General features: G+C 68.9%; 21 protein-coding genes and 1 tRNA gene. 10 read left to right on the forward strand and 12 right to left on the reverse strand.

What is annotated here, in order from left to right:
- Nucleotides 1–10 precede the first annotated feature (10 nt).
- On the reverse strand, nt 11–1,288 hold the full coding sequence (locus F0L46_RS01480; RefSeq protein WP_240539807.1) for a DNA polymerase IV: 1,278 nt from the start codon (nt 1,286–1,288) through the stop codon (nt 11–13).
- A complete protein-coding gene (locus F0L46_RS01485; RefSeq protein WP_149815263.1) occupies nt 1,285–1,584 on the reverse strand; it encodes a DUF3572 domain-containing protein in 300 nt (99 codons plus the stop codon). The genes F0L46_RS01480 and F0L46_RS01485 overlap by 4 nt, the downstream gene beginning before the upstream one ends.
- Nucleotides 1,585–1,678: 94 nt before the next feature.
- Here F0L46_RS01485 and F0L46_RS01490 point away from each other — a divergent pair, with 94 nt between their 5' ends.
- The 4 genes from F0L46_RS01490 (at nt 1,679) to hydA (ending at nt 6,364) form a co-directional block, all read left to right on the forward strand.
- Complete coding sequence (locus tag F0L46_RS01490; RefSeq protein WP_149815264.1) at nt 1,679–2,050, forward strand: response regulator; 372 nt, start codon at nt 1,679–1,681, stop codon at nt 2,048–2,050.
- Nucleotides 2,051–2,064: 14 nt separating this feature from the next.
- Nucleotides 2,065–3,438, forward strand: a complete 1,374-nt coding sequence (locus F0L46_RS01495) for a PleD family two-component system response regulator (RefSeq protein ID WP_149815265.1) — start codon at nt 2,065–2,067, stop codon at nt 3,436–3,438.
- 422 nt (nt 3,439–3,860) lie between these two features.
- On the forward strand, nt 3,861–4,814 hold the full coding sequence (egtD, locus tag F0L46_RS01500) for an L-histidine N(alpha)-methyltransferase (RefSeq protein WP_149815266.1): 954 nt from the start codon (nt 3,861–3,863) through the stop codon (nt 4,812–4,814).
- Between the two features lie 128 nt (nt 4,815–4,942).
- Nucleotides 4,943–6,364 (forward strand): dihydropyrimidinase, encoded by a 1,422-nt coding sequence (hydA, locus tag F0L46_RS01505; protein ID WP_149815267.1) that lies wholly within the window; start codon nt 4,943–4,945, stop codon nt 6,362–6,364.
- A 25-nt stretch (nt 6,365–6,389) separates the two neighbouring features.
- Here the strand turns inward: hydA and F0L46_RS01510 are convergent, their stop codons facing one another.
- The 9 genes from F0L46_RS01510 to F0L46_RS01550 all read right to left on the reverse strand — a co-directional run bounded on the left by F0L46_RS01510 (nt 6,390) and on the right by F0L46_RS01550 (nt 14,648).
- Nucleotides 6,390–6,800, reverse strand: coding sequence for a UCP034077 family protein (locus F0L46_RS01510; protein WP_149815268.1), 411 nt, complete (start codon nt 6,798–6,800; stop codon nt 6,390–6,392).
- 156 nt (nt 6,801–6,956) lie between these two features.
- A complete protein-coding gene (gene rpmG, locus F0L46_RS01515; protein ID WP_149815269.1) occupies nt 6,957–7,124 on the reverse strand; it encodes a 50S ribosomal protein L33 in 168 nt (55 codons plus the stop codon).
- A gap of 124 nt (nt 7,125–7,248) precedes the next feature.
- The gene (locus F0L46_RS01520; RefSeq protein ID WP_149815270.1) at nt 7,249–8,373 is read right to left on the reverse strand and encodes an MFS transporter; all 1,125 of its coding nucleotides are present in this window, start codon (nt 8,371–8,373) and stop codon (nt 7,249–7,251) included.
- Between the two features lie 6 nt (nt 8,374–8,379).
- Nucleotides 8,380–9,129: an NUDIX hydrolase gene (locus F0L46_RS01525; protein ID WP_149815271.1), complete on the reverse strand. Its 750-nt coding sequence runs from the start codon at nt 9,127–9,129 to the stop codon at nt 8,380–8,382.
- Nucleotides 9,074–9,553, reverse strand: a complete 480-nt coding sequence (locus F0L46_RS01530; RefSeq protein WP_188311810.1) for a DUF983 domain-containing protein — start codon at nt 9,551–9,553, stop codon at nt 9,074–9,076. Before F0L46_RS01530 ends, F0L46_RS01525 begins: the two co-directional genes overlap by 56 nt.
- Nucleotides 9,553–11,880, reverse strand: a complete 2,328-nt coding sequence (rnr, locus tag F0L46_RS01535) for a ribonuclease R (protein ID WP_149815272.1) — start codon at nt 11,878–11,880, stop codon at nt 9,553–9,555. Before rnr ends, F0L46_RS01530 begins: the two co-directional genes overlap by 1 nt.
- A 183-nt stretch (nt 11,881–12,063) precedes the next feature.
- The gene (locus F0L46_RS01540) at nt 12,064–12,504 is read right to left on the reverse strand and encodes a hypothetical protein (RefSeq protein WP_149815273.1); all 441 of its coding nucleotides are present in this window, start codon (nt 12,502–12,504) and stop codon (nt 12,064–12,066) included.
- 318 nt (nt 12,505–12,822) lie between these two features.
- Complete coding sequence (gene glnA, locus F0L46_RS01545; RefSeq protein ID WP_149815274.1) at nt 12,823–14,232, reverse strand: type I glutamate--ammonia ligase; 1,410 nt, start codon at nt 14,230–14,232, stop codon at nt 12,823–12,825.
- A gap of 77 nt (nt 14,233–14,309) precedes the next feature.
- Nucleotides 14,310–14,648 (reverse strand): P-II family nitrogen regulator, encoded by a 339-nt coding sequence (locus F0L46_RS01550; protein ID WP_149815275.1) that lies wholly within the window; start codon nt 14,646–14,648, stop codon nt 14,310–14,312.
- A gap of 225 nt (nt 14,649–14,873) precedes the next feature.
- Here F0L46_RS01550 and F0L46_RS01555 point away from each other — a divergent pair, with 225 nt between their 5' ends.
- Nucleotides 14,874–16,343: an NAD(P)H-hydrate dehydratase gene (locus tag F0L46_RS01555; protein WP_149815430.1), complete on the forward strand. Its 1,470-nt coding sequence runs from the start codon at nt 14,874–14,876 to the stop codon at nt 16,341–16,343.
- Here the strand turns inward: F0L46_RS01555 and F0L46_RS01560 are convergent.
- The gene (locus F0L46_RS01560) at nt 16,340–17,734 is read right to left on the reverse strand and encodes a multicopper oxidase family protein (RefSeq protein WP_149815276.1); all 1,395 of its coding nucleotides are present in this window, start codon (nt 17,732–17,734) and stop codon (nt 16,340–16,342) included. The genes F0L46_RS01555 and F0L46_RS01560 overlap by 4 nt on opposite strands.
- A gap of 189 nt (nt 17,735–17,923) precedes the next feature.
- Here F0L46_RS01560 and F0L46_RS25985 point away from each other — a divergent pair, with 189 nt between their 5' ends.
- From F0L46_RS25985 to clpX, 5 genes are all read left to right on the forward strand, one after another.
- Nucleotides 17,924–18,070 carry a hypothetical protein gene (locus F0L46_RS25985; RefSeq protein ID WP_188311811.1) on the forward strand — a complete coding sequence of 49 codons (147 nt, stop codon included), beginning with the start codon at nt 17,924–17,926 and terminating at the stop codon, nt 18,068–18,070.
- Between the two features lie 90 nt (nt 18,071–18,160).
- Nucleotides 18,161–18,245: transfer RNA gene (locus tag F0L46_RS01565), tRNA-Leu, on the forward strand.
- 128 nt (nt 18,246–18,373) lie between these two features.
- Nucleotides 18,374–19,759: a trigger factor gene (tig, locus tag F0L46_RS01570; protein ID WP_149815277.1), complete on the forward strand. Its 1,386-nt coding sequence runs from the start codon at nt 18,374–18,376 to the stop codon at nt 19,757–19,759.
- 68 nt (nt 19,760–19,827) lie between these two features.
- Nucleotides 19,828–20,451 carry an ATP-dependent Clp protease proteolytic subunit gene (locus F0L46_RS01575; protein ID WP_149815278.1) on the forward strand — a complete coding sequence of 208 codons (624 nt, stop codon included), beginning with the start codon at nt 19,828–19,830 and terminating at the stop codon, nt 20,449–20,451.
- Between the two features lie 240 nt (nt 20,452–20,691).
- Nucleotides 20,692–21,963, forward strand: coding sequence for an ATP-dependent Clp protease ATP-binding subunit ClpX (clpX, locus tag F0L46_RS01580; RefSeq protein ID WP_149815279.1), 1,272 nt, complete (start codon nt 20,692–20,694; stop codon nt 21,961–21,963).
- The last annotated feature ends 30 nt before the right edge of the window (nt 21,964–21,993 follow it).

Below are 21,993 nucleotides of genomic sequence, written 5' to 3' on the forward strand. Positions count from 1 at the left end.
CACGGGGGAACTAGCGGCGCCGGTCCCGCAGGGACAGCCCCCGCAGCACCGCGCCGTCGCCGAACCTCTCCCGCAGCCGGTCGATCGCGGCCTCGCGGCGCGCTGCCCGGCCCACCTCTAGGTCCGCGAGGTCGCCCCGGTCCGCCTCCGCACCATCCGTTAGGTCAGAAGCGCCGATGCCGATGAGGCGGAACGCCGTGCCGTCGCATTCCGCGCGCAGGAGAGCGCGGGCGGGCTCGTAGAGGCGGGTCGCGAGCTGGGTCGGCGGCAGGCCCGAGGTCTGGCGGGTGCGAAGGCGAAAGCCGGTGTCCTTCAGCTTGAGCGTGACGCTGCCGCCGGCCAGCCCTGAGCGCTTGAGCCGCGCCGACACCTTCTCGGCCAGGCGCCAGAGAATGGGCTCGAGATCCTCCAGGCTGCGCAGGTCCTCGTCGAAGGTGGTCTCGGCCGACACGCTTTTCGTCTCGCGTTCGGGCCGCACGGGCCGGTCGTCCTCACCCCGGGCCAGGCGGGCGAGGCGGGGCGCGTCCGAGCCGGCGACGCGGTAGAGGTCGGCCAGGGGACGCCCGAGGAGGTGGCGCACGAGAGTGATGCCAGCCTGCGCGAGCCGAGCCCCGGCGGCTGCGCCGATGCCGGGCAGGATGCCGACGGGCTTGTCGCCGAGGAACGCCGCCGCCTCCTGCTGCCCGATGATCGAGAAGCCCCGCGGCTTGTCGAAGTCCGAGGCGATCTTCGCGAGGAACTTGTTGGGCGCGAGCCCCACCGACACCGTCACGCCGACCTCGTGCTCGACCGCTCGCGCGAAGCGGGCGAGGGTCAAGGCGGGGCTCGCACCGTGGAGGCGGTCCGTCCCGTTCAGATCGAGGAACGCCTGGTCGATGGAGAGGGGCTCGACGAGGGGCGTCAGGTCGAGCATGCGGGTCCGGATCTCGCGGCCGACCTGCTTGTACTTCTCCATATCGGGCCGAATCACCACCGCGTCGGGGCAGGCCTCCAGCGCCTTGAACATCGGCATGGCGGAGCGCACCCCGTAGGTGCGCGCCACGTAGCAGCAGGTGGCGGCGACGCCGCGCCGTCCGCCGCCGACGATCACGGGCCGGTCCCGCAGCGACGGATCGTCTCGCTTCTCCACCGCCGCGTAGAACGCGTCGCAATCGACATGGGCGATGGCGAGCCGGTCGCGCTCGGGGTGGGCGAGGAGGCGCGGGGAGCCGCAGGCCGCGCAGCGCCGGGCCGCCGCCGCCGCGAAGCGGAGGCAGTCCCGGCACAGCGGCGCGGCTCCGCCGGTCACGGCTCGGAGCGCGTCGGCGAGAGCGCGCGCTGGGCCGCCACGATCGTCTCCGGCGTCCGGTCGAGGGCTTGCGAGCATGCGACGAGCAGCGTCTCGTCGCCCGCCACATAGTCGAGGACGGCGGCGAGGAAGCCCGGCGAGCGCGCCGCGTCGCGCACGTTCTCGGGCTCCAGCCCCGTCAGGTTGAGGAAACGCATGAGCCGCTGCGGCTCGCCGGCGAGAAAGCCAAGCGCTTCGATTGCGAGGCTTTCAGGATCCGTAAATTGCGTCGGCTTCTGGAAGGTGCGATTTGCCATTCGTCAACAGGTCCCGTCTAAGGTGATCATGGATTGGGACGGCGTCCGGGTGAAGTACCCGCGCAAGGGCAGCCGGGGCAATGGGACGGTAGCCATGAAGAAGACAGTGCTCATTGTCGAGGACAACGAGCTCAACATGAAGCTCTTCAACGACCTGTTGGAGGCGCACGGCTACGCGACCCTCAAGACCGCCAACGGGATCGAGGCGATCGAGCTTGCCCGCGAGCACCGCCCGGACCTGATCCTCATGGACATCCAGCTCCCCGAGGTCTCGGGGCTCGAGGTCACCAAGTGGCTCAAGGAGGACGACGAGCTGCGCGCCATCCCCGTGGTGGCCGTCACCGCCTTCGCCATGAAGGGTGACGAGGAGCGCATCCGCGAGGGCGGCTGCGAGGCCTACCTCTCGAAGCCGATCTCCGTCGCCAAGTTCCTCGAAACCGTCCGCACCTATGTCGGCGCCGCCTAAGGGAAGCCCTCTCCATGCCGGCTCGCATCCTTGTCGTCGACGACATCTTCCCTAACGTCAAGCTTCTCGAAACCAAGCTCACGGCCGAATATTTCGACGTCGTCACGGCCATGAACGGCCCGGACGCCATCGAGATCTGCGAGCAAGGCTTGTGCGACATCGTCCTCCTGGACGTGATGATGCCCGGCATAGACGGCTTCGAGGTCTGCCGACGCCTCAAGGCGTCGCCCACGACGGCCCATCTGCCGGTCGTGATGGTGACCGCGCTCGATCAGCCGAGCGACCGCCTGAAGGGCCTCGACGTCGGCGCCGACGACTTCCTCACGAAACCTGTGGACGACACGGCCCTCATGGCCCGCGTCCGCAGCCTCGTGCGCCTGAAATCCGTCACCGACGAGCTTCGCACCCGGGCGCTCGCGTCCCGCGATTACGGAATCGGCGATCCGCTGCTCGCCGCCACCGCCGAGACGGGGCAGAACGCATCAATTCTCATCGTGGACGACCGGGCGAGCTCCCACGAGCGCCTGCAATCCGCGCTGTCGCCGTTCCACGCAGTCCAGGTCGAGACGGATCCGAACCACGCGCTCCTGCGCGTGACGGAGGCTTCGTTCGATCTCGTGATCGTGAACCTCGATCTGCAGGGCTACGACGGCCTGCGCCTGTGCAGCCAGATCCGTTCGCTCGAGCGCACGCGGCACGTCGCCGTGCTCATGATCGCCGAGGCGGAGGACCGGACCCGGATCCTGCGGGGGCTCGACATCGGCGTGCACGACTTCCTGGTCCGTCCCGTGGACCGCAACGAGCTCGTCGCCCGAGTGCGCACGCAGGTGCGCCGCAAACGCTTCGGCGAGCGGCTGCGCGAGAGCGTTCAGGCCTCCCTGGAGCTTGCCGTCACCGACGCGCTCACGGGCCTGCACAACCGGCGCTACCTCGACAGCCATCTCTCGGCGCTCTTCGACGAAGCCTCCATGCGGGGGCGCCAGCTTTCCGTGCTCGTCCTGGACGTCGACCGCTTCAAGAGCGTGAACGACACCTGGGGCCACGACGCGGGCGACGAGGTGCTGCGCGAGTTCGCGACCCGCGTCCGCGCCAACACCCGCGGAATCGACGTGGTGGCGCGCTTCGGCGGCGAGGAGATCGTCGTGGTGATGCCCGACACCGCCCTGGACGGCGGGCAGCTCGTGGCCGAGCGCATCCGCGAGCGCGTGGAGTGCGAGCCCTTCGCGATCCATCGCGGCACCCGCACGCTCAACGTCACGGTCTCCATCGGGGTCGCGGCGCGGCAGGCGAACGACCAGAACGCCGGCGAGGTTCTCAAGCGCGCGGACGAGGCCTTGTACCGGGCGAAGAGCGACGGCCGGAACCGAGTCGTCGCAGCCGCCGCATAGATTCGCGGGCGCGAGAAGCCGACCTGCCGCAGGGTTCACCCTTGACTCCAGGCGCCGCAATCCTAACGCTTAACCTTGACGAGTGATGAACGGCGCCGGCCGGCCCGAAGCCATTGCTTTGGGCCGGCGTAACGTTACGTTGATCTCATCGGGCGGGGCTCGGAAACGGACCCCGCCAGTGATGCCCACCGATGCTCAGGTCCGCCGCATCTCCTGGGTTTCGTGGGCTCGGCCGGTCCGGGCGTGGAGCATGGCCTCCTCATACCCACGCCCGACCGGCCACCTCGTCCGAAGGCCGCCCCGGTTCACGCCGGGGCGGCCTTTGGCGTTGTAGAGGCCGCGGCAATCCGTCCAGGGTGGGCCGCAATCCCTTGCCGAGCTTAGGCGTTGTCGAGTGCCCTCGCACGCCGGAGCCGCCCGACATGCTCGCCAAGCACCCGATCGTCAGTGCCCCCGCCGCGTCCCGCTTTCTCAACGACGTTCTGGCAGGCCTGTCGCGGCCCTCGAAGGCGCTTCCTGGGATCTACCTGTGGGACGAGACCGGGTCCGACCTTTTCGACCGGATCTGCGGCACCCGGGACTATTACCTGACCAGACGCGAGATGACGCTGCTCACGGCCGCCGCCCCCGAGGTGGCCGGAATCGTGGGAGCCGGCGCCGCCCTCGTCGAGTACGGCTCGGGCGCGAGCCGCAAGGTGCGCGTGCTCCTCGACGCCATGGACCGCCCCGCCCGCTACATCGCCATCGACATCTCGGCCGAGTATCTCGACGCCGCGACGAAGCGGGTCGCGGCCGACTACCCGTCCGTGGCGGTCCAGCCCATCGTGGCCGACTATACCCAGCCTATCGCGCTCCCGAGCGACACCGACGGCACGCCGGTTCTCGGCTTTTTCCCGGGCTCGACCATCGGCAACTTCGCGCCCGAGGGCGTGGTCGCGTTCCTGAAGCGCGTTCACGCGACGATCGGCCGGGGCTGGCTCCTGCTCGGGCATGACCCGAACCACGACGAGGCCACCCTGCGCCGCGCCTATGGCGACGCCGACGGGCTCATGCCGGCCCTGCACCTCAACCTGCTCAAGCGCATGAACCGCGAGCTCGGCGCCGACTTCGACCTCGACGGCTTCCGGCACGAGGTCCGCATCGAGCGCGACCCGCCCCGGGTGGAGGCCTACCTGACGGCGACCCGCGCCGCGACCTATCATGTCGCGGGGCACCCGGTGATCGTCGCCGAGGGCGAGAGCATCCACACCGACATGTCTTACAAGATGAGCGCCGACGCCTTCGGGGAGCTCAGCGCCCGTGCCGGCTGGACCACGCGGCGCACCTGGCTCGATCCCGACGGCTTCTACGCGCTGCACCTCCTCCACACGGGCTGACCGGGCCGGGTCCGGCGAATTCGCGATCATACGTGCGCGGAACGCTGGGACAGGGCGTCTGGATCGGTATCATGCGGCGGGCGACTCCCGCTTTGCGGAAGCGCCGCGCATGCCCCGGAGGACAGCCCATGCCTGACTACGATCTTGCCATCCGGGGCGGCACCGTCGCCACCGCGTCCGACGTGTTCCGCGCCGATGTCGGCATCCGCGCCGGGCGCATCGTGGCGGTGGCCGATCGTGTCGAGGGCGCCGCGCGGGAGATCGACGCGTCGGGCCTGCTCGTCCTTCCCGGCGGAATCGACAGTCACGTCCATGTGAGCCAGCCCTCCGGGCCGGGGATCGTCATGGCGGACGATTTCGCCTCGGCCACCGCGTCCGCCGCCGCCGGCGGCAACACCTGCATCATGCCCTTCGCGCTCCAGCAGCGCGGGATGTCGCTCAGGGCCTGCGTCGACGACTATGTCCGCCTGGCCGACGGGGCCTGCCATATCGACGTCGCCTTCCATCTCATCGTCTCCGACCCCACGCCGGAGGTGCTGGGCCAGGAGCTGCCGGCGCTGCTGAAGAGCGGCTATTCGTCCTTCAAGGTCTTCATGACCTACGACGACCTTGTTCTCAACGACCGCCAACTCCTCGACGTGTTCGACGTGGCACGGCGCGAGGGGGCCCTCGTCATGGTCCATGCGGAGGGCTACGACGCGATCCGTTTCATGACCGAGCGGCTCGAGCGCGAGGGAAGGACCGCGCCCTACTACCACGCGGTCTCCCGCCCCGAGATCGTGGAGCGCGAGGCGACGCACCGGGCCATCTCCCATGCCGAGCTCGTCGACGTGCCGATCATGATCGTGCACGTCTCCGGCAAGGAAGCCATGGAGCAGATCCGCTGGGCACGGTCGCGGGGCCTCAAGGTCCATGCCGAGACCTGCCCGCAATACATCACGCTCACGGCCGACGATCTCCAGGCCGTCGACATGGACATGAGCGGCGCCAAATATGTCTGCTCGCCTCCGCCTCGGGACGCGGCGAGCCAGGCTGCGATCTGGGAAGGGCTGGAGCAGGGAGTGTTCGACACCTTCTCCTCGGACCATTGCCCGTTCCGCTTTGACGATCCGGCGGGCAAGCTCACGCCGAAGGGCCGCTCGTCCTTCCGCTGGGTGCCGAACGGCATCCCGGGAGTGGAGACCCGGCTGCCCATCCTGTTCTCGGAAGGGGTGTCGACGGGGCGGATCAGCCTCCAGCGCTTCGTGGCGCTCACCTCCACGAACCACGCTCGGATCTACGGCCTCTACCCGCGCAAGGGCTCCATCGCCGTTGGCTTCGACGCCGACATCGCGCTGTGGGACCCCAACCGGCGCGAGACGATCCGCCAGGAGATCCTCCACCACGGCGCCGACTACACGCCGTGGGAGGGCTTCGCGGTGACAGGCTGGCCCGTGATGACCGTCGCCCGCGGCGAGGTAGTCGCAGAGAACGGCCGGGTGGTGGGCCAGAAGGGGTTCGGCCGTGCCCTGGAGCGCACGGCACCGGGAGCCGGCGGCACGGTCCTGTGAGCCGTTCGGGGCGGAGCGCCCCCGTTCATTCGTCGTAATAGCCGCCGAGCGGAATGTAGGAGTCCTGCTGCGCCGTGACCCCGCCGCGAGCCCCGAACCGGATGGTGAGCGGCCGCCCGGCAATGGTGCCGCCGAGGCTCTCCGAGAGCCGCACGGGCAGGCATTCCGCCAGGGCGCCGAGGGCGGCCGACACAAAGGCCCGCTGGCGCCCGGAATCGCCCACGAGCTTCGAATAGGTGATCCGCGGCTGGCCCAGCAGCGACCCGTCGCGCTTGAGGCTGAAGCGCACCGTCACCTCCGACCCGTCGGTCTCCGGCGGCGCCCGCCAGCACGCCGTCAGCGCCGGCCCGAGATCACGCAGCGTGCCGACGGTCCGCTCCGCCTGGACGGGCGTGGCGGCGAGGAGGACGGCGCCGAGGAGAAGGGCAGGGGACATGACGCAGAGGTGGGCCCTCGGGCGGTCGATGTCCAGGCCCGCGCGGCTCGCCTCGTGCGGGCTCCGGCTGGTCCAACGGGGCACGCAGACATGAAAAAACCGCCCCATCGCTGAGGCGGTTTCCATGGAGCTGAACCAGGCTCGAGCCCGATAGGCTCACTTGATCTTGGCTTCCTTGAACTCGACGTGCTTGCGCGCGACGGGGTCGTACTTCTTGACGGACATCTTCTCCGTCATCGTGCGGGAGTTCTTCTTCGTCACATAGAAGTAGCCGGTGTCGGCGGTCGAGACGAGGCGGATCTTGATCGTGTTGGCCTTGGCCATCGCTGGAACCCTCTTGAGCAGGCGCGGCGACTGCCGCCAAACGAGAAAGGGCCGGGCGTGCCCGGCCTCAAAACCTGGGCGACAGATGCCCCATCGGGCTCATTGCGTCAAGCCCGCATGCGCGTCAGGACGATCGCGAGATAGGTGGCGAGAAACAGGGCTGTCGCATAGCGAATCCGTCCCGGCTCGCGTCCATGAAGAGGCCGACGACGGGCGGCCCGGCGACGAGGCCCACATTGTAGAGGACAACGAAAGCCGCGTTGGCGGTCGCGAGCTCGGCGCCGTGGAAGCGGGCTCCCAGATGCGCCAGCCCCACCGTATAGAGCCCCCCGACCACGCCACCCCAGACCACGAGCAACGGATAGAGCAACGCCGTCCGCTGCATCGCGACGGGGATGAGAAGGGCGCCGGCAAGCCCGAGGGCGGCGATGCCCAGGAGGACGAGGCGCCGGTCGGCGCGGTCCGAGAGCACCCCGATGGGCACCTGCAGGACGACGCTTCCGATGGAGAGCACGCCCACCAGGAAGGCGGCGCCCTCCGGGTCGAAACCGTTCGCCAGTCCGTAGATCGGCAGCAGCGCGAAGCAGCCGGTTTCCACCATGCCGAAGACCAAGGCCGCGAGGGTCGCCGCAGGGGCCGCGAGCAGGAACGACAGGATCGTCCGCCGGCCGCCCCTCTCGATCGCGGGCGATACCCCCCGCGCCGCCATGAGCGGCACGAGGCCTACGAGGAAGAGGACGGCGCCAATCAGGTAGGGCGGCCAGCCCGAGGTGCCGACGAGGCTGAGCAGGGCCGGGCCGATCACGAAACCGAGCGACAGCACCGTCGCGTAGATCCCCATGACGAAGCCCCGCCGCGCAGGCGGGGCCGCGGCGTTGATCCAGTACTCGGAGAGGACGAACAGCACCCCGAGCGAGGCCGCGAACACGAAGCGGAGCGGAAACCAGAGAGGAAAGGACGGGAAGACCTTGAAGAGCGGCAGGACGAGCGTGAGCGTCAGTACCGCGGCCACGAGCATGGGCAGGACGCCGACACGTGCGGCGAGCCGCGGCACGAACGGGACCACGACGATGCTGGCAAGCCCTGCGACGGCGGTGTTGGCGCCGATCCAGACCTTGGATACCCCCATGCGCTCCATCTCGAGCGAGAGAAGAGGCACGGACAGGCTCAGGCCGATGCCGACGAGGGTGATGCAGGCGATCGCCGCCGCGATGGCGGCGGACCGCTCCCGTCCCGTGGCTCCCTCCATCCCGGCCTAGAGCGCCTCGCGCACGAACCGGCCGCGGACCTCGCGGTAGAACGGAACCGGCAGCTCCGGGATGAACCCCGCCGCGAGCCGCGCCTCGAGCTCCTGGAGGATGACGGTGGTGATGGCGGGGAGATCGAGCTCCCGGGCCTTGGGCAGGTCCACCCAGACGAGCTCGACGAGCTCGGAATCGGGCCCCGTCACCCCCGGCACCTCATGGACCACCGCCGTCCGGTCGACGGCGAAGAAGCGAGTGTCGAAGCGCTTGGGGCGGCGCGGGGGCGTGATGGCCCGCGCGACGAACTGGAGCGCCTCCAAGTCTGGGAAGATGCCCTGCTCGCGGAAGCTCCCCCACGGCCCGCCGTCCTCGATCTCCGGCGCGCCGTAATCCTTCGTTCCGATCATGAGGCCGGTCTCCTCGAAGGTCTCCCGGATCGCGGCGAGAGCCAGCGCCCTGTTGCGGGCCGGGGAGGGACGGCCGACCATGAGGCTCATGGCGGCCTCGGCGCGCTTGTTCAGCGCGTTGGCGGCGGGCATGCGGCGGTCGACGGCCTCGATCCGCCCGCCCGGAAACACGAATTTGCCCGGCATGAAGCGGTGGCCCGCATGCCGCCGGCCCATGAGCACCTGCGGCACGCTCCGTCGCCGATCGAGGATGATCAGCGTCGCGGCGTCGGCGGGGCGGACGTTCGGCCAGCGCCGCTCACGCTCGGTCGACGTGAGCTGGTCTGCGAGGGTCTGCGGCGTGGGGTCGTTCAAGCCCGGTCTCCGTGTCGTACGGCGAGCCGATCGGGGAGGGCGCGCCGAAGCCGTGCATGCCTAGCGCGTATTGCAGCCCGACGACAGCGCCCTTCACGGGCTGAAGCAGCAGGATGCATGCGACAAGCGCGACGCTCAGCCAGACGGCGATCGACACGAGTGCCGGCGGCGGATTGTCGGACATCTCGGTCCAGTACACGCCGAAGCCCACGATCTTCCCCGCGATCGCGATGACGAGATAGGGCGGCAGATCGTCCGAGCGGTGGTGATGGAGCTCGGTGCCGCAGGCCTGGCACGAGTCGACGACCTTCAGGAACCGCCCGAAAAGCCGCCCCTGCCCGCAGGCCGGGCACCGGCCCTTCAGGCCGCGTCCGATCCCGACCATCCAGTGGACGTCGCGCTGAGGCTTGATGATGTCGGGCATCACGTGCCCTCCTTTCGTCCTTTGATCCGGACTTTCACATCGCGCCTTGGCGCGAAAGGCGCCTTGTTGCCGCGCCCCGGCTTGGGGCCTGAGAACGGGCGCCCAGGCCGGCGCGCCCCGGAGGGCTTGCCCTTGCGGCCCTCCGAGAGGATCTCGAAGCGCAGCGCGCCCGCCACGGGCGCTGCCTCGACAAGCTTCACGCTGACCGGATCGCCGAGCCGGTAGCTCTCGCCCGTGCGGTCGCCGGTCAGGGCATGGTGGGCTTCGTCGTAGCGGTAATAATCGTCGCCGATGGTGGCCGCCGGGACGAAGCCGTCGGCGCCGGTCTCGAACAGCTTCACGAACAGCCCGCCCTTGGTGACGCCCGAGATCCGCCCCTCGAAGATCGCGCCGACCTGATCGGCGAGATATTGGGCGATGAGGCGATCCACCGTCTCCCGCTCGGCGGCCATCGCGCGCCGTTCGGCGGCCGAGATCCCGGCCGCGATCTCGGCGAGCTGCTCCGTGGTGACGTCCGCCGGCAGGGCGCCCTCCCCGAACCGGAAGGCGCGCACCAGGGCGCGGTGGACCACGAGGTCGGCGTAGCGCCGGATCGGCGAGGTGAAATGGGCGTACCGCCGCAGGTTCAGGCCGAAATGGCCGTAGTTCTCGGCCGTGTACTCGGCCTGCGCCTGGGTGCGCAGCACCACCTCGTTGACGAAGGTCTCATGCTCCGAGCCCGCGATCGACCGGAGGATCCCGTTGAAGATCCCGGGCCGCAGGGCTCCGGTCTGGGGTGCCTTCTGCCCGATCGAGGCCATCACCTCGCCGAGGCTGCGCATCTTCTCCAGCGAGGGCTCGTCGTGGGTGCGGTAGATGAGCGGGGTCTTGGCCGTCTCCAGCGCCTCGGCCGCCGCCACGTTGGCGAGGATCATGAACTCCTCGATGAGCCGGTGCGCGTCGAGGCGCTCCGGCACGACCACGCGGTCGACGGTTCCGTCGGGCTTGAGGAGGATCTTGCGCTCCGGCAGGTCGAGATCGAGGGGCTCGCGGGCGTCGCGCGCCTTCCGGACGCAGGCATAGGCCGCCCACAGCGGGCGCAGGATCCCGTCCAGGATCGGTGCCGTCACCTCGTCGGGCCGCCCGTCGATCGCGGCCTGAGCCTGGGCATAGGCGACCTTGGCATGCGAACGCATGAGCACGCGGTGGAACGCGTGATGCCTCTTGCGCCCGTCCGCGCCGACGATCATGCGAACGGCCAGGGCCGGCCGGTCCTCGTGGGGGCGCAGGGAGCACAGGTCGTTCGAGATGCGCTCGGGCAGCATCGGAACGACGCGGTCGGGGAAGTAGACCGAGTTGCCGCGCTCCAAAGCTTCCCGGTCCATGGCCGAGCCCGGCCGGACATAGGCCGATACGTCGGCGATCGCGACGGTCACGACGAAGCCGCCGGGATTGCCGGGGTCCGTATCCGGAGCGGCATGGACCGCGTCGTCGTGGTCCTTGGCGTCCGCCGGGTCGATCGTGATGAGAGGCAGATCGCGCCAGTCCTCGCGCCCCTCGGGGCTTGCGGGCTTCGCGCTCTCGGCTTCCTTCAAGGCCGCGGCGCTGAAGACATGGGGGATGTTGTGGACATGGATCGCCACCATGCTCACGGCCTTCTCGCTCGCCAGGGAGCCGAGGCGTTCGCGCACCTTCGCGTAGGTGAGGCCGAGCCGCCCGGGCTGAACTGTCGTGACGGCGACGAGATCGCCCTCCTGCGCTCCGCCCTCGTCGCCCGGCGCGATGACGATCTCGCGTCCATGCGAGCGCTTCTCCACGGGGATCAATCGTCCGCCCCCTTCGGGCATCGCCCGGAACACGCCGAGGATCTGCGCGGCCTTCTTGGCGATGATCTTCATGACTCGCCCGGCATAGGCCGGGCCGCCGTCATCTGCCGGTTCGACGCGCACGAGGGCACGATCGCCGACGCCCGCCACCGGCGCTCCTGGCCGCGCCCGCCGCCCCGCCACGATGAGGATGCGCGGCGCCTTGGCCCCGTCCTCGGAGATCCAGTCGGCGGGTTCGGCGATGAGCTCGCCGTCGGGATCGCGGCCGACGATGTCGGCCAGCACCACGGGCGGGAGCCGGCCGGCCTGATGCAGCTTTCGCCCGCGACGCTCGACCACGCCGTCGGCCTCAAGCTCCTTCAGGATCCCCTTGAGCCACGTCTTGTCGGCACCCTCGATGCCGAAGGCGCGGGCGATCTCGCGCTTTCCCACCTTGCCCTTGGTGCTTTTCAGGAATGCGACGACCTCGTCGCGCGACGGGAGCTTGGGCTCGGCGGTTGCGGTCTTGATGCGTCTGGCCAAGGGGCGTGACTTTCGTTCGGGGCCTCGCGCCGTTGTGACATGGCGGCGCGAATGCGGCCAAGCTTTTGACCGTGCTCCTCAGGGGGAGACGCGGCTGGGCCGGGTTGGATCCATTCCGGCCCGTACGCTTCAACGAAAAAAGGCGCGCCGGATGGCGCGCCTCGTCTTCATTCCAGGGCCGGATCAGCGCTGACGGATCAGCTCGTTGGCCGGACCGCCGGCCTGCTGGTTGTCGCCCTGCTGGAACGACGGCACCAGATCGCCGCCCGTGTGCGCGTTGTTGCCCTGGGTGCGGGAGAACGGGCTTGCCGTCGAGGACCCGGGGACGGACGGATCGGCCGGAACGCCGACGATGCTGCCCGTCTCGACCGGATCGACGATCACGACGCCGGGGGCGCCGCGCACGACACGGCCGCCGACCGAGGCGCCGTAGCCGTACGGCACGCCGTACCCGTCACGACGAGCCTCGGAGGGGCCGCCGGCCTGCTGGTTGTCGCCACCGATGTGGGACTGATTGCCCTGCGTACGCTCCAGCGAGTCGGCGTAGGGCGCGAGGTTCGCCTGGGCGAGAACCGGAGACGCGAGAAGTACCGTGGCGCCGGCTGCGATGATCAGCTTCTTCATAAGGAAAACTCCGTGATGGACGTTGATTGTGTCCCGCTGGCCAATCAACGGTGCCCGCAACCACTTGTTCCGGGGCGCCCCATCACCAAAAGTTCAACGTCAGGGCTGCGTCCATCGCATGCGTCATTGCGGCGCGCACCGCATGAACGCGTGAGCGAGCGCGTTCATGCCTTCCATCATGCATCCGACGCAACTCTGCCGGCGACGGCGCCGTCGCGGTTCGCTCGTCGGCGTCGAAACAAAAAAGCCGGAGCCTCGCGGCTCCGGCCAGTGGATCGCGGCACCGCGACCCGGGAGGATCAAGCTGCTGCCGAGAGGTCAGCAGGAATAGTACATGATGAACTCGACCGGATGCGGGGTCATCTCGAAGCGAGCGACCTCCGTCATCTTCAGCTCGATATAGCTGTCGATGAAGTCGTCGTTGAACACGCCGCCGGCCTTGAGGAAGGTGCGGTCCTTGTCGAGGCTCACGAGCGCCTCACGGAGCGAACCGCAGACGGTCGGGATCTTCTTCAGCTCGCGGGGCGGCAGGTCGTAGAGGTCCTTGTCCATCGCCGCGCCGGGATCGATCTTGTTCTGGATCCCGTCGAGACCGGCCATCAGCATCGCCGCGAAGGCGAGGTAGGGGTTCGCGGTCGGGTCGGGGAAGCGAACCTCGACGCGCTTGGCCTTCGGCGACGTCGTCCACGGGATACGGCAGGACGCCGAGCGGTTGCGGGCCGAGTAGGCGAGCAGCACCGGGGCCTCGTAGCCCGGGACGAGACGCTTGTAGGAGTTCGTCGACGGGTTGGTGAAGGCGTTGAGCGCCTTGGCGTGCTTGATGATGCCGCCGATGTACCACAGGCACTCCTGGCTGAGGTCGGAGTACTTGTTACCCGCGAAGACGGGCTTGCCGTTGGCCCAGATCGACTGGTGGACGTGCATGCCCGAGCCGTTGTCGCCGTAGATGGGCTTGGGCATGAAGGTCGCGGTCTTGCCGTAGCTCTGGGCCACGTTGTGGATCGCGTACTTATAGATCTGCATCTGGTCGCCCATGCGGACCAGCGTGTCGAACTTCATGCCGAGCTCGTGCTGGGCGGACGCCACCTCGTGGTGGTGCTTCTCGACCGTGACGCCCATGGCCGCCATGGCGGCGAGCATCTCGCCGCGCATGTCCTGCGCGGAGTCGAGCGGCGGGACCGGGAAGTAGCCGCCCTTCGTCTGGATGCGGTGGCCGAGGTTGCCACCCTCATAGTCGGTGTCGCCGTTGGTCGGCAGCTCGACGTTGTCGAGCTTGAAGCCCGTGTTGTACGGGTCGGCCATGAAGCGGACGTCGTCGAACACGAAGAACTCGGCCTCGGGGCCGACATAGATGGTGTCGCCGATGCCCGTGGACTTCAGGAAGGCCTCGGCCTTCTTGGCGATGCCGCGCGGGTCACGGCCATAGGGCTCGCCCGTGGCGGGCTCGAGAATGTCGCAGACGATCGACATGGTGGCCGCCGAGAAGAACGGATCCATGCAGGCCGTCTCGGGGTCGGGCATGAGCGTCATGTCGGACTCGTTGATCGCCTTCCAGCCGGCGATGGACGAGCCGTCGAACATGATGCCGTCGGCGAAGAGGTCCTCGTCGACCATGGTCACGTCGAAGGTGACGTGCTGCCACTTGCCCCGCGGGTCGGTGAACCGGAAGTCGACGTACTTGACGTCGTTGTCCTTGATCGCCTTGAGCACGTCCTTGGCGGTCTTCATTCTGCTGGTCCTCTTGATGCGTGTTTTGGCTCGCCGGATGCCGGTCGGCCCGGCGTTCTTGGGGGAACCCCCAACCTTCAGATCGCGTCCGCCCCGGTTTCCCCTGTCCGGATGCGGATCGCTTCCTCCACGGAGGATACAAAAATCTTGCCATCTCCGATCCGGCCCGTCTGGGCGGCCTTGCGGATGGCGTCGATGGCGCGTTCGACCATCTCGTCGCCGAGCACGATCTCGAGCTTCACCTTCGGCAGGAAGTCCACCACGTACTCGGCGCCGCGATAGAGCTCCGTGTGCCCCTTCTGCCGCCCGAAGCCCTTGGCCTCGATGACCGTGATGCCCTGCAGGCCGACGTCCTGGAGCGCCTCCTTCACCTCGTCGAGCTTGAATGGCTTGATGATGGCTTCGATCTTCTTCATCGCCCGCTCGCTTATGTGCGGCCCCCCGGGAAGGAGCCCTTGTGACCTTCGGCCTCTTAGCACCAAGCTCGAACCGCTGCCACGGGGATGATCGTTGGGGAAGCAGATGATTGCCTACTTTCTGATCACACGTTGCTTGTTCGCGAGGCAGGGTGCCAGACCCCCGGGCAACGGCCTCGAACGGCCACCTGGGGATAGCACTCCGCTCGGGAAAGACCGGCCATGATGCGCCTTTTCACGGCGGCGCAGATGCGCGAGGCCGACCGCCTGACCATCGCGGCCGGGACGTCCGGCCGCGAGCTCATGGAGCGGGCCGGGGCAGCGGTCGCCGAAGCCGTTCGCCGGATGGGAGGCGGACCAGTGGCGGTCATGTGCGGCCCGGGCAACAACGGCGGCGACGGCTTCGTCGCCGCGCGGCTGCTCGCCGGGCACGGGACCGCGGTCACGGTCCACCTCCTAGGCGAGCGACAGCGTCTCACCGGCGATGCGGCACTCGCCGCGGCCGATTGGACCGGGCCGGTCCATGGCGCGTCCGGCGGCGTTCGGGACTGTGCGTTGATCGTGGATGCGCTGTTCGGCACCGGGCTCACGCGCGCCCTCGACGGCGAGGCCGCGGCCGTCGTCGAGGCGATCAACAGATCCGGGCTGCCGGTGCTCGCGGTCGACATGCCCTCAGGGGTGGACAGCGATACGGGCGAGGTGTGTGGCGTCGCGGTGCGAGCCGCGCGGACCGTGACCTTCGCCGGCGCGAAGGCGGGACACTTCCTGCTCCCCGGCCGCACCTTGCGCGGCCAGCTCCACGTGGTGGACATCGGCATCCCGGGGAGCGTCGTCGCGGGGCTCGACTCCAGGCTCGCCGTGAACGGCCCCGAGACCTGGCAGCACGCTCTCCCGTCGCTCGAGGAGGACAGCCACAAATATCGCCGCGGCCACGCGCTCGTCCTCTCCGGGCCCATGACCCGGACGGGCGCGGCGCGGCTCGCAGCGCGTGCGGCGCTTCGGGTCGGGTCCGGGCTCGTGACCCTGGGCTCGCCCCGGAGCGCGGTCCTCGTGAACGCGGCCCACCTCACGGCAATCATGCTGCGCCCCTGCGACGGGGCGGCGGAGCTCCGCGAGATCCTGGAGGACCCGCGGTTCTCCGTCGTGGCCCTTGGGCCGGGCTACGGCGTCGGCGAGGCCACGCGCGAGGCGATTCGCGTCGCGGGAGCCTCGGGACGCGGCCTCGTCCTCGACGCGGATGCCCTTACGAGCTTCGAGGGCGACCTGGCAGGCCTCGCCTCCGCCCTTGGCGGTGCGCCCGCGGTCCTCACGCCTCACGGGGGCGAGTTCGAGCGCCTGACGCGGGGAGCCGACGGGACACGCGGGGTCTCCAAGGTGGAGAGGGCCCGCGCAGCCGCGGCGCATTCGGGCGCAGTTCTCGTCCTTAAGGGAGCGGACACCGTGATCGCGGCTTCGGACGGCCGCGCCGCGATCAATGCCCATGCGAGCCCCTATCTCGCCACGGCGGGCTCGGGCGATGTCCTGACGGGCCTCGTCGCCGGCCTGATGGCGCAGGGCATGCCGCCCTACGAGGCGGCCTGCGCCGGCGTCTGGCTGCACGGCGATGCGGGTCTGCGCCTCGGGCCGGGCCTCATTGCGGAGGATCTGCCGGAGATCATGCCAGCCGCCCTCAGGGGTCTGGCCGATAAGCCTTAAGTGACCTCGAACCAGGTCCACAGCCCCGTGTCGAGGCGTTCCAGGATCGTCGAGCCGAAAAGCCACTTGCCGGGATTGTCGGCGACGAACGCGATCCGTGAGGTGCGCCCCTCGGGGACCTGGAGCGTGTCGAGCCAGTAGGGCTCCCAGCCGTCGTCGAGGTTGTGGAGCAGGCGAAAGGCATGGCCGTGCAGGTGAAGGGCCTGCACGGTCGCCGTGTCGTTCGTGACCGCAAGCACCACGGGCGTGCCCCGTGCCACTCTCAGGAGCGGCGGCATGCCCGGCGTGCCGGCGGATCCGTTGACCGTCCAAATCCGTTTCGGGTCGCCGGCGTAGCGGGGCGTTCCGTCCGGCGCCGGGCGCGCGCCGCCGCCCAGGGCGACATCCCGACGCGTCGCGTTCTGGAGGCGGATTTCCGCGGGAAGGGACGGGCGCTCGGCGATGCCCGCGACGGGCGGGCGCGTGCCGCCCTGCGCCGCTCCTGTCGAGACGAAGCTCGCGAGGGGAACGCCGGGGCCGATCGCGGCGAGGAGCCTCGCTTGCGGCTCGGTCGCCTCCGGCATCTCGACGATGACGTCGTAGCGGCGCCCGGGCGGGAAGGGGAGCGTGGCGCGCAGGGGCTCGAACGCGTCGGTCGGCACGCTGTCGATGGCCGCCACGTAGGCCCGCACGCCTTCGAAGCGGATCGGCATGATTCGGGCGTTCGACGCGTTCGCCAGCCGCAGGCGCAGCCGGGAGCCGAGCGGCGCCTCGATCCGGCGCGGGACCGCCTCGCCCCCGATGGTGAGCCAGTTCCCGAGCCGGCCCGTGGACGCAGCCTCGGGCACCGCCCCGAACGGCGCGAGCGATCCGTCCTCCGCCAATCGCCAGTCGTCGATGACGAGCTCCACCTCCCGCTCGACGGCCGGTGGCTTGCGCTCATCGACGATCAGCATGGCGGCGAGCCCCCGCTCCGTGGGCTCCCCGCTCGCGCCGAGCAGCAGGGGACGAATGAGGTAGGTGCCCGGCTGAGGAGCCGGCACGGCGATCTCGACGACACCGCCGGGTGCCGCAGGCTCGCCCGTGAGCCCGCCGACCCCGTCCGCGGCGTTGGGACCCCGCAGGCCCAGCACATGGAACGCGAGCGGCGCCGGCGTACGATTCTCGATCCGAAGGCGGAGCGGCTCGCCTGCCTTGACGCGCAAGACGGTGCCCGGAGCCGTGTCCCCGAAAGTCCAGACCTGCGCGGCCGCGGCGGAGTCCGGGCGAAGCCGCATCTCCCGTGGAGCCGCCACGAGGTTCGTCCACCCCCCGCCCGTCTGCGCCCGCGCCGGGCGCAGGACGACCGTCGAAGCCGCAAGGCCGAGCATCACGGCCCGGCGGGTCGCAAGGGGAGGGGGCAGTCGGTGCATTCTGGGATCTCGGATGGGGCTTGGCGATAAGCCTGGCAGGTTCATGCCACGAACGTGCGCCGGTGGGGAAGGTTGCGCTCACGGGCATGGGGCTTGCGCAGTTGGCCCGAGGGGCCCGCGGCTTGTGCCGGGACGGAACGATACCGTCCCGCGCCGGGACGGATAAGGCCCAGCTCCAGGGAGCTTGTCATGGCCCGCGTCTCGCTGTTCGCTGCGCTCCTGCTTCTCCTGTTCGCGTTCCTGACCAAGGGCGGCGCGTCGCAGGCTGTCACCGTCCTCACCGTCTCGGGCGGGTTCGTGGGGCTCCTGATCATGGCGCTCCTGAAAGACGCTTGAGGTCTCCTGAAGGGCCTCACTTTTTTGCTGCGCGCCTCTTTCGGCGTGCTATAGAGCCGCGTCCCGAAGGGGCGGCTCGCCGCCTCAAGTGCGGGCGTGGCGGAATTGGTAGACGCGCTGGATTTAGGTTCCAGTGACGCAAGTCGTGGGGGTTCAAGTCCCTCCGCCCGCACCAATCCGCCTTCGGGTTGGTCTCCGGACGGCTCCGGTCGGCTCAAGCGCGGTCCCTCCAGCCGAGAGGGCGTCGCTCGCCGATTCGAACGCCGTTCGATCGAATGAGTCGAACGAGAACGGATTGAGACGATGCAGGTGACCGAAACCCTGTCGCAGGGCCTCAAGCGCGAATTCCGGGTCGTGCTCCCGGCCTCGGAGCTGGAGCAGCGGCTCTCCGGCGAGCTCGCCACCATGAAGGATCGGGTGCGGATCAACGGGTTCCGCCCGGGCAAGGTGCCCGTCGCGCACCTGCGTCGCCTCTATGGCCGCTCGGTCATGGCCGACGTGGTGCAGAACGCGGTCACCGAAGCCAACCGCAAGATCGTCGACGAGAACGGCCTCAAGCTCGCCAACGAGCCCGAGGTGAAGTTCCCCGAGAACCAGGAGGAGATCGCCGCCGCCCTCGAGGCGAAGGCCGATCTCGCCTTCACGGTCGCTCTTGAGGTGCTGCCGGCCTTCGAGCTCGCCGACACCTCCGACGTGACGATCACTAAGCCCGTCGCCACGGTGGAGGACACCGACGTCGACGAGACGCTGACCCGCATGGCCAAGCAGAACGCGGCCTGGGAGTCGAAGGGCGACGACGCCGTGGCCGCGACTGGCGACCGCGTTTCGGTCGACTTCACGGGCACCATGGACGGCGAGGCCTTCCAGGGCGGCTCGGGCACGGACATCCAGGTCGAGCTCGGCTCGAACACCTTCATTCCCGGCTTCGAGGAGCAGCTCGTCGGCATCAAGAAGGGCGAGACCCGCACGGTCAACGTCACCTTCCCGCCGAACTATATGGCCGAGCATCTGGCCGGCAAGGCGGCGCAGTTCGAGGTGACAGCGAAGGACGTGCTCGCCCCGGGCGCTCTCACGATCGACGACGAGCTCGCCAAGGGCTTCGGCATGGAGTCGCTCGACGCCCTCAAGGATGCGATCCGCTCCACGCTCCAGCGCGACCTCGACGCCCAGTCGCGCCGCAAGCTCAAGAAGGAGCTCCTCGACGCTCTCGACACCAAGTACAGCTTCGAGCTGCCGCAGAGCCTGGTCGAGCAGGAATTCGCCGCCGTCTGGTCGCAGGTCGTCGCCGACCTGAAGAACAACAACCGCACCTTCGCCGACGAGGGCACCACCGAGGACGAGGCTAAGGCCGAGTACCGCCGCATCGCCGAGCGCCGCGTGCGCCTGGGCCTCGTGCTGGCGCAGATCGGCGAGCAGGCCGAGGTCAAGGTCTCCGACGACGAGGTCACGCAGGCCCTCATCGCCCGCGTCCGGGAATATCCGGGCCAGGAAAAGGAGGTCTGGGACTATTACCGCAACAATCCGCAGGCCCTGGCGCAAATCCGCGCGCCCCTTTTCGAGGAGAAGGTCGTCGACCATATCCTGTCGCAAGTGAAGGTCGAAGAGACCCCCATCGCCAAGGAAGATCTCTTCCGCGACGAGGACGAGGCCGCCAAGCCCGCGGCCGAGAGCGCCGCAGAGCCGGCGTGATCTCGTCGACCGAGTCAGTCCGTCACGTCCAAGGGCCTTGAACGCCCGCTCAGGAGCGAGAGCCGACGATGAGAGATCCGATCGAGGTCTACAACAACCTGGTGCCGATGGTGGTGGAGCAGTCGAACCGCGGCGAGCGCGCGTTCGACATCTACTCCCGCCTCCTGCGCGAGCGCATCATCTTCCTCACCGGTCCGGTGGAGGACTACTCGGCCTCGCTCATCGTGGCGCAGCTGCTCCACCTCGAGGCCGAGAACCCGAAGAAGGAGATCTCCTTCTACATCAACTCGCCGGGCGGCGTGGTGACCTCGGGCCTGTCGATCTACGACACGATGCAGTTCATCCGCTGCCCCGTGGCGACGCTCTGCGTCGGCCAGGCGGCCTCGATGGGCTCGCTCCTGCTCTGCGCCGGCGAGCCGGGCCACCGTTTCGCGCTCGGCAACGCGCGCATCATGGTGCACCAGCCCTCCGGCGGCTTCCAGGGCCAGGCGACCGACATCCTGATCCACGCGCGCGAGATCGAGGCGCTCAAGCGGCGCCTCAATGAAATCTACGTGAAGCACACCAACAAGGATTATGCCGCGATCGAGCAGGCGCTCGAGCGCGACAATTTCATGACGGCCGAGCAGGCCAAGGAGTTCGGCATCGTCGACGACGTGCTGACGAAACGGCCCGAAAGCTCGCCGATCTAGAGCCGGATCGTTGCCCGGTATCCACACCTACGAACCAAAGAGCCGCCCTGGTGCGGCTCTTTGGCTTTAGGAACCCTCCCTATTGATCCCGCGCCCGTCGCGTGATCACATCGTGAGTCTGGAACCGCGGCCCGGGCGAGCTTCTTGTTCCCCCGCCGATAGCGTTTATTAAATCGCGCGGTCCTATCCTTCATACCGGCGCGGCGGCTCCGCCGCCTGCGTCGCGATCGGAGACCTAGTATGAGCAAAGCTGGCGGCAACGACTCGAAGAGCACGCTGTACTGCTCGTTCTGCGGCAAAAGCCAGCATGAGGTTCGCAAGCTTATCGCCGGACCGACCGTGTTCATCTGCGACGAATGCGTCGAGCTGTGCATGGACATCATCCGCGAGGAGTCCAAGTCCTCCCTGGTGAAATCCCGCGACGGCGTGCCGACCCCCAAGGAAATTCGTCACGTTCTCGACGACTACGTCATCGGCCAGGACCACGCCAAGCGTGTGCTCTCGGTCGCCGTGCACAACCACTACAAGCGGTTGGCCCACGCGACGAAGCACAGCGACGTCGAGCTCGCGAAGTCCAACATCCTCCTGATCGGGCCGACCGGCTCGGGCAAGACCCTGCTCGCTCAGACGCTCGCCCGCATCCTCGACGTCCCCTTCACGATGGCGGACGCCACGACCCTGACGGAAGCGGGCTATGTCGGCGAGGACGTCGAGAACATCATCCTCAAGCTGCTCCAGGCGTCCGACTACAACGTCGAGCGGGCGCAGCGCGGCATCGTCTACATCGACGAGATCGACAAGATCTCCCGCAAGTCCGACAACCCGTCGATCACCCGCGACGTGTCGGGCGAGGGCGTGCAGCAGGCCCTCCTGAAGATCATGGAGGGCACCGTGGCCTCCGTGCCGCCCCAGGGCGGCCGCAAGCATCCGCAGCAGGAGTTCCTGCAGGTCGACACGACGAACATCCTGTTCATCTGCGGCGGCGCCTTCGCGGGGCTTGAGCGGATCATCTCGGCCCGCGGCAAGGGCACCTCCATCGGCTTCAGGGCCTCGGTCTCGGCGCCGGACGACCGGCGCACGGGCGAGGTGTTCCGCGAGGTCGAGCCCGAGGATCTGCTCAAGTTCGGCCTCATCCCCGAGTTCGTCGGCCGCCTGCCGGTCCTGGCGACGCTGGAGGACCTCGACGAGACCGCGCTGAAGCGCATCCTCCAGGAGCCGAAGAACGCGCTCGTGAAGCAGTACCAGCGCCTCTTCGAGATGGAGAACGTGAACCTCACCTTCCAGGAGGAGGCTCTTTCGCTCATCGCCCGCAAGGCGATTGAGCGCAAGACCGGCGCCCGCGGCCTGCGCTCCATCATGGAGGGCATCCTCCTCGACACCATGTACGACCTGCCGGGCCTCGACTCCGTCGAGCAGGTGGTGGTCGGGCCCGAGGTGATCGAGGGCAAGGCGAAGCCGCTCTACATCTATGCCGATCGGCCCGCCGATGCCCCCGCGAGCGCGAGCGCCTGAGGGCGCCTCCCGGCGGATCTTCACAACGGC

Source organism: Salinarimonas soli, from assembly GCF_008386575.1.
Taxonomy (GTDB): domain Bacteria; phylum Pseudomonadota; class Alphaproteobacteria; order Rhizobiales; family Beijerinckiaceae; genus Salinarimonas_A; species Salinarimonas_A soli.

What these genes read in the sequence shown, in the direction of transcription:
- rpmG (WP_149815269.1), bottom strand. Translation starts at nt 7,124, where the DNA reads ATGGCCAAGGCCAACACGATCAAGATCCGCCTCGTCTCGACCGCCGAC.
- F0L46_RS01510 (WP_149815268.1), bottom strand. Translation starts at nt 6,800, where the DNA reads ATGTCCCCTGCCCTTCTCCTCGGCGCCGTCCTCCTCGCCGCCACGCCC.
- F0L46_RS01495 (WP_149815265.1), top strand. Translation starts at nt 2,065, where the DNA reads ATGCCGGCTCGCATCCTTGTCGTCGACGACATCTTCCCTAACGTCAAG.
- F0L46_RS01520 (WP_149815270.1), bottom strand. Translation starts at nt 8,373, where the DNA reads ATGGAGGGAGCCACGGGACGGGAGCGGTCCGCCGCCATCGCGGCGGCG.
- F0L46_RS01540 (WP_149815273.1), bottom strand. Translation starts at nt 12,504, where the DNA reads ATGAAGAAGCTGATCATCGCAGCCGGCGCCACGGTACTTCTCGCGTCT.
- F0L46_RS25985 (WP_188311811.1), top strand. Translation starts at nt 17,924, where the DNA reads ATGGCCCGCGTCTCGCTGTTCGCTGCGCTCCTGCTTCTCCTGTTCGCG.
- tig (WP_149815277.1), top strand. Translation starts at nt 18,374, where the DNA reads ATGCAGGTGACCGAAACCCTGTCGCAGGGCCTCAAGCGCGAATTCCGG.
- F0L46_RS01560 (WP_149815276.1), bottom strand. Translation starts at nt 17,734, where the DNA reads ATGCACCGACTGCCCCCTCCCCTTGCGACCCGCCGGGCCGTGATGCTC.
- F0L46_RS01485 (WP_149815263.1), bottom strand. Translation starts at nt 1,584, where the DNA reads ATGGCAAATCGCACCTTCCAGAAGCCGACGCAATTTACGGATCCTGAA.
- glnA (WP_149815274.1), bottom strand. Translation starts at nt 14,232, where the DNA reads ATGAAGACCGCCAAGGACGTGCTCAAGGCGATCAAGGACAACGACGTC.
- hydA (WP_149815267.1), top strand. Translation starts at nt 4,943, where the DNA reads ATGCCTGACTACGATCTTGCCATCCGGGGCGGCACCGTCGCCACCGCG.
- egtD (WP_149815266.1), top strand. Translation starts at nt 3,861, where the DNA reads ATGCTCGCCAAGCACCCGATCGTCAGTGCCCCCGCCGCGTCCCGCTTT.
- F0L46_RS01575 (WP_149815278.1), top strand. Translation starts at nt 19,828, where the DNA reads ATGAGAGATCCGATCGAGGTCTACAACAACCTGGTGCCGATGGTGGTG.
- F0L46_RS01555 (WP_149815430.1), top strand. Translation starts at nt 14,874, where the DNA reads ATGCGCCTTTTCACGGCGGCGCAGATGCGCGAGGCCGACCGCCTGACC.
- F0L46_RS01550 (WP_149815275.1), bottom strand. Translation starts at nt 14,648, where the DNA reads ATGAAGAAGATCGAAGCCATCATCAAGCCATTCAAGCTCGACGAGGTG.
- clpX (WP_149815279.1), top strand. Translation starts at nt 20,692, where the DNA reads ATGAGCAAAGCTGGCGGCAACGACTCGAAGAGCACGCTGTACTGCTCG.
- F0L46_RS01530 (WP_188311810.1), bottom strand. Translation starts at nt 9,553, where the DNA reads ATGCCCGACATCATCAAGCCTCAGCGCGACGTCCACTGGATGGTCGGG.
- F0L46_RS01490 (WP_149815264.1), top strand. Translation starts at nt 1,679, where the DNA reads ATGAAGAAGACAGTGCTCATTGTCGAGGACAACGAGCTCAACATGAAG.